This is a genomic window from Serratia sp. TSA_130.1, assembly GCF_052691795.1.
Genome location: NZ_JBQZFS010000007.1, coordinates 1 through 12,783, shown reverse-complemented (window position 1 = coordinate 12,783; position 12,783 = coordinate 1). Strand labels below are relative to the sequence as shown.

The 12,783-nt window shown below is 61.1% G+C and carries 9 protein-coding genes; 7 read left to right on the top strand and 2 right to left on the bottom strand.

Annotated elements, in window-relative coordinates; translation table 11 throughout:
• The first annotated feature begins 21 nt into the window (after nucleotides 1–21).
• From ACUTQY_RS20305 to emrB, 3 genes are read left to right on the top strand one after another with little or no spacing between them, the layout of a single operon-like run.
• Nucleotides 22–1,473 (top strand): efflux transporter outer membrane subunit, encoded by a 1,452-nt coding sequence (locus tag ACUTQY_RS20305; protein WP_033644165.1) that lies wholly within the window; start codon nucleotides 22–24, stop codon nucleotides 1,471–1,473.
• 23 nt (nucleotides 1,474–1,496) lie between these two features.
• The gene (emrA, locus tag ACUTQY_RS20300) at nucleotides 1,497–2,669 is read left to right on the top strand and encodes a multidrug efflux MFS transporter periplasmic adaptor subunit EmrA (protein ID WP_016929855.1); all 1,173 of its coding nucleotides are present in this window, start codon (nucleotides 1,497–1,499) and stop codon (nucleotides 2,667–2,669) included.
• 17 nt (nucleotides 2,670–2,686) lie between these two features.
• Nucleotides 2,687–4,222, top strand: coding sequence for a multidrug efflux MFS transporter permease subunit EmrB (gene emrB, locus ACUTQY_RS20295; protein WP_046687705.1), 1,536 nt, complete (start codon nucleotides 2,687–2,689; stop codon nucleotides 4,220–4,222).
• A gap of 60 nt (nucleotides 4,223–4,282) precedes the next feature.
• Here emrB and ACUTQY_RS20290 read toward each other — a convergent pair whose 3' ends face one another.
• Nucleotides 4,283–5,371, bottom strand: coding sequence for a tRNA/rRNA methyltransferase (locus ACUTQY_RS20290; RefSeq protein WP_033644167.1), 1,089 nt, complete (start codon nucleotides 5,369–5,371; stop codon nucleotides 4,283–4,285).
• Between the two features lie 207 nt (nucleotides 5,372–5,578).
• Between ACUTQY_RS20290 and trxC the strand changes: the two genes are divergently transcribed.
• The 4 genes from trxC (at nucleotide 5,579) to pssA (ending at nucleotide 11,007) form a co-directional block, all read left to right on the top strand.
• Entirely contained in the window at nucleotides 5,579–5,998 is a 420-nt protein-coding gene (trxC, locus tag ACUTQY_RS20285) for a thioredoxin TrxC (RefSeq protein ID WP_004928868.1), read from the top strand.
• 114 nt (nucleotides 5,999–6,112) lie between these two features.
• Nucleotides 6,113–6,802, top strand: a complete 690-nt coding sequence (locus ACUTQY_RS20280; protein WP_047573925.1) for a tRNA-uridine aminocarboxypropyltransferase — start codon at nucleotides 6,113–6,115, stop codon at nucleotides 6,800–6,802.
• Nucleotides 6,803–6,850: 48 nt separating this feature from the next.
• Nucleotides 6,851–9,499, top strand: a complete 2,649-nt coding sequence (locus ACUTQY_RS20275; RefSeq protein ID WP_046687707.1) for a bifunctional acetate--CoA ligase family protein/GNAT family N-acetyltransferase — start codon at nucleotides 6,851–6,853, stop codon at nucleotides 9,497–9,499.
• Nucleotides 9,500–9,651: 152 nt separating this feature from the next.
• Nucleotides 9,652–11,007 carry a CDP-diacylglycerol--serine O-phosphatidyltransferase gene (gene pssA, locus ACUTQY_RS20270; RefSeq protein ID WP_033644170.1) on the top strand — a complete coding sequence of 452 codons (1,356 nt, stop codon included), beginning with the start codon at nucleotides 9,652–9,654 and terminating at the stop codon, nucleotides 11,005–11,007.
• Between the two features lie 36 nt (nucleotides 11,008–11,043).
• On the opposite strand, the gene ACUTQY_RS20265 is transcribed toward pssA, so the two are convergent.
• Entirely contained in the window at nucleotides 11,044–12,354 is a 1,311-nt protein-coding gene (locus ACUTQY_RS20265) for an MFS family transporter (RefSeq protein ID WP_033644171.1), read from the bottom strand.
• Nucleotides 12,355–12,783 lie beyond the last annotated feature (429 nt).

The window sequence follows — 12,783 nt, the reverse complement described above, 5'->3', positions numbered from 1 at the left end:
TTTCTGTTCAGGTACCTACTTATGCGATCCCCATTTCACTGGAGATTCACCCCGCTGTTCGCCGTGTTGCTGCTGGCCGGGTGTGCTTCTACCGATAATATTGCCCCGCAATCCACGCTGATGGATCCGCAGAGCCTGCAGTTGGCTCAGCCGAAAGTCAGTTCGCTGGCCGTCAGCCCGCAGTGGTGGCGCGCCCTCAAGGATCCGCAGCTGGACGCCTTGATGACGCAAACACTGCAAAGTTCGCCGACCCTGCGTCAGGCCGCCGCCCGCGTGCGCGAAGCGCAGAGCGTGGTAGGCGAAGCCAACGCCGCCAACGGGCCGAACCTGGATCTGAACGCCAGCACCCAGCGTCAGCGCGTGCCGCAGAACGTCAATATGGGGCTGGGGTATCCGCATAAGCCGATCTATTCAAGCTCCAACTCGCTGGGGTTGAACCTGGCGTACGAGTTCGACTGGTGGGGCAAATACCGCAACCAGGTGAACGCCGCCAAGGCGCAAGTGAACGCAGCGCGCGCCGAGCAGGAACAGGCGGCGCTGACGCTGACCAGCTCGGTGGCGTCCGCCTATTATCAGCTGCAGAGCAATCTCGCGCTCGAGAAGCTGCTGCAGCAGGAAGTGAACAACAACGAGCGCCTGACCGCGCTGCGCCAACAGCGCTATCAGGCCGGCCTGACCGGCGTCGACGTGCCGCAACAAACCCAGGCGCAGTCCGACGTCGCCAAACAGCAGATTCTGCAGCTGCAGTCGCAAATCGAACAGCTCAGACACCAGCTCGCCGCGCTGGCGGGCCAGGGGCCGAACGCCATGCAGCACCTGCGTCAGGTGCCGCTGCCTGCAGACAACCTGATGGCGCCGCAGGGCGAACTGACGGCGGATCTGCTGGGCAAACGCCCGGACATCGCCGCGCAACGCCAGCTGGTGGAGTCTTACAGCCAGCGCGTCAGCGCCGCGCGTAAAGAGTTTTACCCCAGCCTGACCATTTCAGCCTTCGCCGGCCTGATGACCACCAATACCAGTGGCACCAGCCCGAATCTGTTTGAAGCGGCCAGCCAGGCCTGGAACGTGATGCCGGCGATCTCGCTGCCGATCTTCCACGCCGGGGCCCTGCGCAGCAAGCTGGGCGAGGAATCCGCGCTGTATGACGAAGCGGTGGAATCCTACAACCAAACCATCCTGAATGCGGTACAGGAAACCGCCGACGCCATCACCATCCAGCAGAGCTCTGCACAACAGCAGCTGCAGGCGGCGTCCGCGGCCCAGTCGATGCAACAGGTGTATCAGGTCGCCAACGCCCGTTACCAGGCAGGGATTATCGGGCGCGACGATCTGTTGACCAGCCAGACGCAGCTATTGCAGCAGCAACAGGCGGAGTTGAATGCCAGCAGCAATTTACTGCAGGCGAAGATAGGACTGATCCGCGCGTTGGGCGGTGGCTATCAGGCCCCGGCCGCAGCGGATTCGAAAGCATAATAATATAAGGCTTGGAGAACACCATGAGCGCAAGCGCGGAAACCCAAAACCCGCAGCAGCCGAGCGGCAAAAAGAAGCAGCGCAAATTTTGGCTGCTGTTGCTGACGGTTATTTTCATTGTTATAGGGGTGGCTTATTTAGTGTATTGGTTCCTGGTGCTGCGTCATCACCAGGAAACCGACGACGCCTACGTCTCCGGCAACCAGGTGCAGATCATGGCCCAGGTGTCCGGCAGCGTGAACAGCGTCAACTTCGACAACACCGACTACGTCAAGCAGGGCGACGTGCTGCTGACGCTCGATCCGACCGATGCCGAGCAGGCGTTTGAACGCGCCAAAACCGGCCTGGCCAACAGCGTGCGTCAGACCCACCAGCTGATCATCAACAGTAAGCAGTATCAGGCCAACATCGCCTTGCGCAAGACCGATCTGAGCAAGGCCGAGAACGATCTGAAACGTCGCGTGGTGCTGGGCAGCGTTGACGCCATCGGCCGCGAAGAGCTGCAACACGCTCGCGATGCGGTCGACAGCGCCAAAGCCGCGCTGGAAGTGGCGGTGCAGCAATACAACGCCAACCAGGCGATGGTGCTGAACACCCCGCTGGAACAGCAGCCGGCGATCCAGCAAGCCGCCGCGCAGATGCGCGACGCCTGGCTGGCGCTGCAGCGTACCAAAGTGATCAGCCCGATTACCGGCTATGTCTCGCGCCGCAGCGTGCAGGTCGGCGCGCAGATCGCCGCCGGTTCGCCGCTGATGGCGGTAGTGCCGGCCGATCACATCTGGGTTGACGCCAACTTCAAGGAAACGCAAATCGCCAATATGCGCATCGGCCAGCCGGCGACGGTGGTCAGCGACGTCTACGGCGACGACGTGGTGTATCAAGGCAAAGTGGTCGGTATCGACATGGGCACCGGCAGCGCCTTCTCGCTGCTGCCGGCCCAGAACGCCACCGGCAACTGGATCAAGGTGGTGCAACGTCTGCCGGTGCGTATTGAGCTCGACGCCAAGCAGGTGGCCGATCATCCGCTGCGCATCGGTCTTTCGACGCTGGTGACCGTCGACACCGCCAACCTGGACGGCCGCGTGCTGTCTGACGTGGTGCGCGACAAACCGCTGTATCAGAGCGACGCGCTGGCGTTGAATCTGGCGCCGGTTAACCAGCTGATCGCCGACGTGATCCATGCGAACGCCGGCTAAGCGCGCGGGAGGCCATCTTGCCACAGAAACCGCTTGAAGGCGCCCAGCTTGCCTGGATGACGGTCGCGCTCGCCATGGCGACCTTCATGCAGGTGCTGGACTCCACCATCGCCAACGTGGCGATCCCCACCATTGCCGGTAACCTCGGGTCTTCCAACTCGCAGGGCACCTGGGTGATCACCTCGTTCGGCGTGGCGAACGCCATCTCGATCCCGATCACCGGCTGGCTGGCGAAGCGCATCGGCGAAGTGCGGCTGTTCCTCTGGTCCACCGCGCTGTTCGTTCTCGCCTCCTGGCTGTGCGGCATCTCCAACAGCCTCGGCATGCTGATCTTCTTCCGCGTGATCCAGGGCGTGGTGGCCGGGCCGCTGATCCCGCTGTCGCAGAGCCTGTTGCTGAACAACTACCCGCCCGCCAAGCGAGCGATGGCCCTGGCGCTCTGGTCGATGACCGTGATCGTCGCGCCGATCTTCGGGCCAATTCTCGGCGGTTACATCAGCGACAACTACCACTGGGGTTGGATCTTCTTCATCAACATCCCGATCGGCGCCTTCGTTATCCTGGCGGCGATGGCGACGCTGAAGGGGCGAGAAACCAAAACCGAGATCAAGCCGATCGACACCGTCGGTCTGGTGCTGTTGATCGTCGGCATCGGTTCGCTGCAGGTGATGCTCGATCAGGGCAAGGAGCTGGACTGGTTCAACTCGACCGAGATCATTACCCTGACCGTCGTGGCGGTCGTGGCGCTGCTGTTCCTGGTGGTCTGGGAACTGACGGACGATCATCCGGTGGTGGATTTGTCGCTGTTCAAGTCGCGCAACTTTACCATCGGCTGTCTGTGCATCAGCCTGGCGTACATGCTGTATTTTGGCGCCATCGTTCTGCTGCCGCAGCTGCTGCAAGAGGTGTACGGCTATACCGCCACTTGGGCGGGGCTGGCGTCGGCGCCGGTCGGGCTGATCCCAGTGCTGCTGTCGCCGATCATCGGTAAGTTCGGCAACCGGCTCGACATGCGCAAGCTGGTGACTTTCAGCTTCATCATGTATGCCGTGTGCTTCTACTGGCGCGCCTATACGTTTGAACCGGGCATGGACTTCGGCGCTTCGGCCTGGCCGCAGTTCGTTCAAGGTTTCGCCATCGCCTGCTTCTTCATGCCGTTGACCACCATCACGCTGTCCGGCCTGCCGCCGGAACGCATGGCGGCGGCATCGAGCCTGTCGAACTTTACGCGAACCCTGGCGGGGTCGATCGGCACCTCGATCACCACTACCCTGTGGACGCAGCGCGAATCGCAGCATCACGCGCAGCTGACGGAGTTCGTCAACCCGTACAATCCGCAGTCGCAGGAGATGTACCGGCAGCTCGAGCAGCTCGGCATGAGCAAGCAGCAGGCGTCGGCCTACATCGCCAACGAGATCACCGCGCAGGGCCTGATCATCTCCGCCAACGAGATTTTCTGGCTGTCGGCCGGGGTATTCCTGGTGCTGCTGGCGCTGGTGTGGGTAGCGAAACCGCCATTCAGCTCCGGCGGCGGCGGCGGCGGCGCTCACTAAGCTTCAATAAACGAAACGGGCGCCCTGGGGCGCCCGTTTTTTTATTCGACGTAATGAAAATCACGCCTGATTCTGACGCCACCAGTCCGCCAGCAGAATGCCGGTCGCCACGGAAACGTTCAGGCTTTCTACCTTGCCGGTGCCGCCGATAGACACGTTCATATCGCCCTGCTGCCAGGCGCTGTCGCTGAGGCCGTCGCGCTCCTGGCCAAGCACCAGCACCATCTTGGCCGGCAGCTTGGCCTGCGCCAGCGCGGTGCCTTTGTGGCTGGAGGTGGTGACGATGGTGTAACCCGCTTTGCGGAAGGTATCCAGCACCGACAGGAAATCATCGGCGTTGATCGCCTTGATGTGCTCCGCGCCGCCTTCTGCGGTACGCACCGCCGCGCCGGATTCCAGCAACGCCGGATCCTGCAGCAGCACGCCGTTGACGCCGAAGTGGGCGCACGAACGGACGATGGCGCCCAGGTTATGCGGGTTGCCGACTTCTTCCAGCGCCAATACGCAGTCGGTCGCCGGCGCAGTTTTCAGGTAGGTCTGCGCATCCAGGCCCTGACGCTTTTTGATCAGGAAGCAGACGCCGCCGTGGTGCTCGGTGCCGGAAGCCTTGGCCAGCTCTTCCTCATCCACCACGTGGTAGGCTTTGCGGTTAGCCGCCATCCAGCGCAGCGCTTCACGAAAGCGCGGCGTGACCGACTGCACGAACCAGGCGCGCACGATCGCTTCCGGGCGGCTGGCGAACAGCGCCTGACAGGCATTTTCACCGTAAACGCGGGTTTCTTCCGCGCGCTGGCGGCGCAGCTGTTCCGGATCGATGAAGCTTTTGCCGCTGATGCCGCCGTGATCGAACGCCGGCTCTTCACTCGGCGCGCGCGACACGGTTCTCCACGGCGACTCGTTGCCGCCGCGATCTTCAGAGCGCGCCGGACGGCGAGGACGATCGCTTTCACTGCGGCGGGAATCGGCTCCGCGACGGTCATTGCCGCCGCGCGCCTTGTCTTGACCGGTGCGGCCCGAGCGCGCACCGTCAGCCGGACGGCCTTTGCCGGCCGGACGTTTATTCTTGTTGCGGTCGTCGCCGTTGTCGTCGTCGCTGCGGACGTACATCACTTTGACCTTACCGTTCTTGCCACTAAATGAATCGTTCATTGTCTTCTCCACCAACGCGCAGGGCGCGAAGATTACCTGATGTTGGTGCATGAAGCCACCAACTTGCGCTAAAAGCTCCCAACTATCACATCCATTGAACAAACCTCATTGTTCATGCGCCGGGTTTTGCCGATAATCGTCAGCATTAAAGAAACATCTCCGCAACCGCGTTGCGGGGACCCGGCTTTCTCAGTACCCGAGGTCAACATGAATACAGTTTGTGCAGCTTGCAATGCCACCAACCGTGTGCCGGAAGAACGTCTGGCGGACAACGCGAAATGCGGCCGCTGCGGCCATGAGCTCTTCGACGGTGAAGTGATCAACGCCACCGCCGCCACGCTGGACCAGTTGCTGCAGGACGATCTGCCGGTCGTGGTCGATTTTTGGGCGCCGTGGTGCGGCCCGTGCCGCAGCTTTGCGCCGATCTTTGAAGACGTGGCCGAAGAGCGCGCCGGCAAAGTGCGCTTCGTGAAAGTGAACACCGAAGCCGAGCCGGAACTGAGCGCACGTTTCCGCATCCGCAGCATCCCGACCATCATGGTGTTCCGTCAGGGCAAGATGGTCGACATGCTCAACGGCGCGATGCCGAAGGCGCCGTTTGACAACTGGCTCAACGAGTTAGTGTGATTCGGCAAGTATAGGCCGTATCCCGCCATCGCGCGCGAACGCGCCCCGATCGAGCCCGCCCCTCCCGGCGGGCTTTTTTCTGCGTTACAATAGCGGTTTTTCCCCAGGATCGTTATGACCGACAACGCCGTACTTCGCCTGCGCCAATTCCGTTTAGACCGCGCCACCCGCCCCTTTCTGGCGCGCGGTTGCCGGGTGGCGCGTTGTCAGGGGTGCCTGCTGCCGCATAAGAACTGCCTGTGCGACACCATTCGCCCGCAGCAGGCCGGCAGCCGTTTCTGCCTGATCATGTTCGGCGCAGAGCCGCTCAAGCCCAGCAACACCGGGCGCCTGATCGCCGATATCCTGCCGGACACCCAGGCGTTCCTCTGGTCGCGTACCGAGGTCGATCCCGCCCTGCTGGCGGCCATCAACGATCCGACACGGCAGCCTTACGTGGTGTTCCCCGCGTCCTACGCCGACGCCGAGCGGCCGGTGTTCAGCGAACTGCCCGTCGGCGGCAAACCGCCGCTGTTCATCATGCTGGACGGCACCTGGGCGGAAGCGCGCAAAATGTTCCGTAAAAGCCCGTATCTCAATCAATTCCCGGTGTTTTCACTCAACGTCGACGCCGCATCGGCCTACCAGCTGCGCGAAGCCAGCCGCGCCGAGCAACACTGCACGGCGGAAGTGGCCGCCGCCCTGCTGCAACAGGCGGGCGATATGCCGGCCGCCGACGGATTGAATCAGCATTTCCGCTATTTCCGTCAACAGTATCTGGCGGGAAAACCGACCCGACCGGAGGCACCGGTCACAGCAATGTAGCCATAAAGCGCCTAAAATCAGGCGTAACGTTGCCAAAAGGAGCCGTGCATGAGCCAGCGAGGGTTAGAAGCGCTACTACGTCCCAAATCGATCGCCGTGCTGGGCGCTTCGCAGCAGCCGGGCCGCGCCGGCAACCTGATGATGAGCAACCTGCTGGCCGGCGGTTTCGGCGGGCCCATCTTGCCGGTGACGCCGCGCTACAAGGCGGTATGCGGCGTCATGGCCTATCCCGACGTCGCCAGCCTGCCGCTGACGCCGGATCTGGCGATCATCTGCACCCACGCCAGCCGTAATCTGGCACTGATTGAAGCGCTGGGCCAACGCGGCTGCAAAACCGCCATCGTGCTCTCTTCGCCGCCGGAACAGTTCGCCGAGCTCAAAGCCTGCGCGCAGCGTTACGCCATGCGGCTGCTGGGCCCCAACAGTCTGGGGCTGCTGGCGCCGTGGCAAGGCATCAACGCCAGCTTCTCGCCGGTGCCGATCCAAAAGGGCAAGCTGGCGTTTATCTCGCAGTCCGCCGCCGTCGCCAACACCATTCTCGACTGGGCGCAGCAGCGCGAAGTCGGCTTCTCCTATTTCATCGCGCTGGGCGACAGCCTGGATATCGACGTCGACGATCTGCTCGACTTTTTGGCGCGCGACAGCAAGACCAGCGCCATCCTGCTGTATCTGGAAAACATCAGCGACGCACGGCGCTTTCTCTCCGCCTCGCGCAGCGCCTCGCGCAACAAGCCCATTCTGGTGATCAAAAGCGGCCGCAGCCAACAGGCGCAATTACTGCTCAACAGCCAACTGGGCCTGGACGCCGCCTATGACGCCGCCATCCAGCGCGCCGGCCTGCTGCGCGTCCAGGATACCCATGAGCTGTTCTCGGCGGTGGAAACCCTCAGCCATATGCATCCGCTGCGCGGCGAACGGCTGATGATCGTCAGCAATGGGGCAGCGCCGGCGGCGATGGCCTTGGACGAACTGCTCGGCCGCAACGGCAAGCTGGCGACGCTGAGCGAGGAGAGCCTGGTGACGCTGAGCGACGCGCTGCCGGACTTCATTCGCGCCGGCAACCCGCTCGACCTGCGCGACGACGCCACGCCGCAGCGTTATCTGGCGGCTCTCGAAGCGCTGCTCGACAGCCACGACTATGATGCGCTGCTGCTGATCCATGCGCCGAGCGCGGCGGCACCGGGCACTGCCACGGCGCAGCGGCTGATCGACGCGCTGCACCGCCATGCGCGCGGCAAACGCATCACCTTGCTGACCAACTGGTGCGGCGAATACTCTTCGCAAGAGGCACGCCGGCTGTTTACCGAGGCCGCCATTCCGACTTACCGCACGCCGGAAGGCGCTGTGACCGCTTTTATGCATATGGTGGAATACCGCCGCAACCAGAAGCAGCTGAAGGAGACGCCGGCGCTGCCGGTCGGCCTGACCGCCAATACCGCCGATGCCCACCGCCTGATTCATCAGGCGCTGGCCGAAGGCGCTACCCAGTTGGATACCCACGAGGTGCAATCCATTCTGCAGGCCTACGATCTGAGCACCCTGCCGACCTGGATCGCCGAAGACAGCGCCGAAGCGGTGCACATCGCCGAACAGATCGGCTACCCGGTAGCGCTGAAGCTGCGTTCGCCGGATATCCCGCACAAGTCGGAAGTTCAGGGCGTGATGCTCTATCTGCGCACCGCGACCGAAGTGCAGCGCGCGGCGGAGGCGATCCTCGACCGCGTGAAGCGCACCTACCCTCAGGCGCGCATCCACGGCTTGCTGGTGCAGAGCATGGCCAACCGCGCCGGCGCCCAGGAGCTGCGCATCGCCGTGGAGCAGGATGCCATTTTCGGCCCGTTGATCATGCTGGGTGAAGGCGGCGTAGAGTGGCGCCAGGAAAATCAGGTCGCGGTCGCGCTGCCGCCGTTGAATATGGCGCTGGCGCGTTATCTGGTGCTGCAGGCGGTGAAAGGCGGCAAGATCCGCGGGCGCAGCGCACTGCGGCCTTTAGATATCCCCGGGCTGAGCCGCTTGCTGGTGCAGGTTTCCAACCTGATCCTTGACTGCCCTGAGATCGCCCGGCTGGATATTCACCCGGTGCTGGCTTCCGGCAGCGAGTTCACCCTGCTGGACGTTTCGATGCAGCTCGCACCGTTCAGCGGCGATCCGCAGGCGCGGCTGGCGATTCGGCCTTATCCGCATGAGCTGGAAGAGACCATCGCGCTGAAAGACGGCAGCCAATGCCTGTTCCGCCCTATCCTGCCGGAAGACGAGCCGGCGCTGAAGCATTTCATCGACCGGGTGACCAAGGAAGACCTCTATTATCGCTACTTCAGCGAGATCAACGAGTTTACCCATGACGATTTGGCCAACATGACGCAGATCGACTACGATCGGGAAATGGCCTTTGTGGCGGTGCGGGCAGACGAGATCATCGGCGTGACCCGCGCGCTGTCCGATCCGGACAACACCGATGCCGAGTTCGCCGTGCTGGTACGTTCCGACCTGAAAGGCCTGGGCCTGGGCCGCCAGCTGCTGGAGAAAATGATCGCCTATGCGCGCGCGCATGGCCTGACCCGCCTGAGCGGTATCACCATGCCGAATAACCGCGGCATGATCGCGCTGGCGCAGCGGTTGGGCTTTGGCATCGAGGTGCAGCTTGAGGACGGCATCGTCAATCTGACGCTGCCGCTGCAGGCCGACGACGCGCAGTGACCTGCGTCGCAATGCGCTACGAATCCACCACTTAACGCCAAAACATACGCACAATCGAGGCAACTAATGGTATTATCGCCCGATTATTCGGTTTATTGTTTTTAAGTCTGTGGCGTTCCGGCCATCAATCATGAGAGAAGAAGCGCACTGTGATGTTGTCAAAATTTAAACGTAGCAAACATCAACAACACCTTGCACAACTGCCCAAACTCCCCCAGACGGTTGCTGATGTTCGTACTCTGTACGCGCCGTCCGACTTTCGCGCCACGCTGCTGGATTCCATCGCCAACGCCACCCAACGTATCTATCTGGTGGCTCTGTATCTGGAGCATGACGACGCCGGGCGTGAGATCCTCAACGCGCTGTATCAAGCCAAACAGCGGCGGCCCGAGCTGGAAATCTGCGTGCTGGTCGACTGGCACCGCGCACAGCGCGGGCGCATCGGCGCCGCCGCCGCCAATACCAACGCCGACTGGTACTGCGCCATGGCCAGCCAGCATCCGGAACAGTCGGTGCCGATCTACGGCGTACCGGTCAATACTCGCGAAGCGCTGGGCGTATTGCATCTGAAAGGTTTTGTGGTCGACGATACCGTGATCTACAGCGGCGCCAGCATCAACGACGTCTATCTGCATCAGCATGAGAAATACCGTTACGATCGCTACCAGTTGATCACCAACGGCGTGCTGGCCGATACCCTGATCGATTACATCAAGCAGCATCTGCTCACCGCCGGCGCCGTACAACGCCTGGATCGCAGCGATCGGCCGAAAAGCCCGGAGATCAAAAACGAAACCCGTCTGTTCCGTTTCGCCCTGCGCCGCGCCGGTTACCACTTCCGCGGCAAGGCCGGCAACGATGAGCTGGCGGTGACGCCGATGGTTGGGCTAGGCAAACAAAGCGTGCTGAATAAAACCATTCATCACCTGATGTCATGCACCGACCAGAAACTGACGCTGTGCACTCCCTATTTCAACCTGCCGGCGCTGCTGGTGCGCAACATCATTTATCTGCTGCGACAGGGCAAGCAGGTGGAAATCATCGTCGGCGATAAAACCGCCAACGATTTCTATATTCCGGAAGACCAGCCGTTCAAAATCATCGGCGCGCTGCCCTACCTGTATGAGATCAACCTGCGCCGCTTCCTGAGCCGGTTGCAGCGTTACATCGACACCGGCCAACTGATCGTGCGTTTGTGGAAGGATGGCGATAACAGCTATCACCTGAAAGGCATGTGGGTAGACGAAGAGTGGCAGCTGATTACCGGCAATAACCTCAACCCGCGCGCCTGGCGGCTGGATCTGGAAAACGCCATTCTGATCCACGATCCCAAGCAAGAGCTGCGCGAGCAACGGCAGAAAGAGCTGGAATGCATCCGTACTCATACCACTGTAGTCGGCCATTATCAGGAACTGCAAAGCATTCAGCAGTATCCGATCAAGGTGCGTAAGCTGATTCGGCGTCTGCGCCGTATCCGTATCGATCGGCTGATCAGCCGTATCCTGTAAGCGGTATGCTGACCCCGGCCAAGGCCGGGGTTTTTATTACAGCTGTATCTCCTTGCCTTTGCGATGCAACCGGAGCGAGACCAGCAGCGCCAGCAGGCACATGCCGGAGACATACCAGAAGAAAGCGTTCTCCACGCCAAACGATTTAAGCGACAGCGCGACATATTCCGCCGAGCCGCCGAACATGGCGTTCGCCACCGCATAAGACAAGCCCACCCCTAAAGCACGTACCTCCGGCGGGAACATTTCGGCTTTAAGCAGCCCGCTGATCGCGGTGTAAAAACTGATGATGAACAGCGCCAGCACGATCAGGCCAAACGCCATATAAGGATTACTCACCTCTTTCAGAGCGAACAGGATCGGCACCGTCAACACCGTGGCAAAGGCCGAGAAGATCAACATCGAGCTGCGACGGCCGATTTTGTCCGAAAACGCGCCTACCGCAGGCTGCAGCAGCATAAAGACGAACAGCGCGACGGTCATGATGGCGCTGGCCAGCTTGGCGTCCATACCGGCGGTATTCACCAGATATTTCTGCATGTAGGTGGTGAAGGTGTAGAAGGTCAGCGAACCGGCGGCGGTAAAGCCCAGCACCATCAGGAACGCCTTGCGATTTTTCCACAGGCCCGTCAGCGAACCGGCATCTTTGTGGTTACGCGTCTTCGCATCGGAGGTTTCATTCAGCGAACGGCGCAGGTACAGCGCAACTACCGCCAACACGGCCCCCAGGGCAAACGGAATGCGCCATCCCCAGGCTTTCAGCTCTTCGGCGGGCAATATCTGCTGCAGGATCACCAGGACCAGCAACGCCAACAGTTGCCCGCCGATCAGCGTCACGTACTGGAACGAGGCGTAAAAGCCGCGTCGCCCCTTGATCGCCACCTCGCTCATATAGGTCGCGCTGGTGCCGTATTCTCCCCCTACCGACAGCCCCTGGAACAGGCGGGCGATCAGCAGCAACGCCGGCGCCCAGCTGCCGATCGATTCATACGTCGGCAGGCAGGCGATCACCAGCGATCCGGCGCACATCATGCAGACTGAAAGCAGCATGGAGTTTTTTCGGCCATGCTTGTCGGCAATATAGCCGAACAGCCAACCGCCGATAGGTCGCATAAAGAAGCCGGCGGCGAAAACACCGGCGGTTTGCAGCAGCTGCGTGGTGCTGTTGCCCGCTGGAAAGAACGAGGCGGCAAAATAAATGGAACAGAAGGAGTAAACGTAAAAATCAAACCACTCCACCAGATTGCCTGATGAAGCCCCGACGATAGCGAAAATGCGTTTCTTGTTATCCAGCGCCCCCTGTTCGACGCCGTGCTCATCCCCAAGAGCCGAGGTTGTTTCTGTCATGATGTATTCTCCGAGCCATAGCAATGATGAAATTTGGCTTCCTGCTGCCCTGGTTGTTACTTTATTGTTACTTATAAGTTAACAGCCAAACTTAATAGCGGACGAAGAATATCTGACATTCAGAGAAACAATGCGTTGGTTTTGTGATGAATATTAAACAGTACGATGAAAGCTGAAGCGGATTACAACGGGGATTTTCCATTTTACGCAAAGCAAAAAGCCCTGAACGTCAGTTCAGGGCTTTCGGCTTTATTTGATGCCTGGCAGTGTCCTACACAATTCGTCTCATCCTGAGACTCTCCCCTCCGGGGCCGCCGCAAGCGGCGTTAAGGCCCGTTCCCGACGGGCCTTTCGCATGCCCATGCTCGAGCAGAACGCCAGATAACAGACAAAGCAAAAAGCCCCATGCTTTCGCATGAGGCTTTTTGC

Excerpts from the sequence above, each read along its gene's own strand:
- ACUTQY_RS20305 (WP_033644165.1), top strand. The coding sequence starts at position 22 with ATGCGATCCCCATTTCACTGGAGATTCACCCCGCTGTTCGCCGTGTTG.
- emrA (WP_016929855.1), top strand. The coding sequence starts at position 1,497 with ATGAGCGCAAGCGCGGAAACCCAAAACCCGCAGCAGCCGAGCGGCAAA.
- ACUTQY_RS20290 (WP_033644167.1), bottom strand. The coding sequence starts at position 5,371 with ATGAACGATTCATTTAGTGGCAAGAACGGTAAGGTCAAAGTGATGTAC.
- trxC (WP_004928868.1), top strand. The coding sequence starts at position 5,579 with ATGAATACAGTTTGTGCAGCTTGCAATGCCACCAACCGTGTGCCGGAA.
- ACUTQY_RS20280 (WP_047573925.1), top strand. The coding sequence starts at position 6,113 with ATGACCGACAACGCCGTACTTCGCCTGCGCCAATTCCGTTTAGACCGC.
- ACUTQY_RS20275 (WP_046687707.1), top strand. The coding sequence starts at position 6,851 with ATGAGCCAGCGAGGGTTAGAAGCGCTACTACGTCCCAAATCGATCGCC.
- pssA (WP_033644170.1), top strand. The coding sequence starts at position 9,652 with ATGTTGTCAAAATTTAAACGTAGCAAACATCAACAACACCTTGCACAA.
- ACUTQY_RS20265 (WP_033644171.1), bottom strand. The coding sequence starts at position 12,354 with ATGACAGAAACAACCTCGGCTCTTGGGGATGAGCACGGCGTCGAACAG.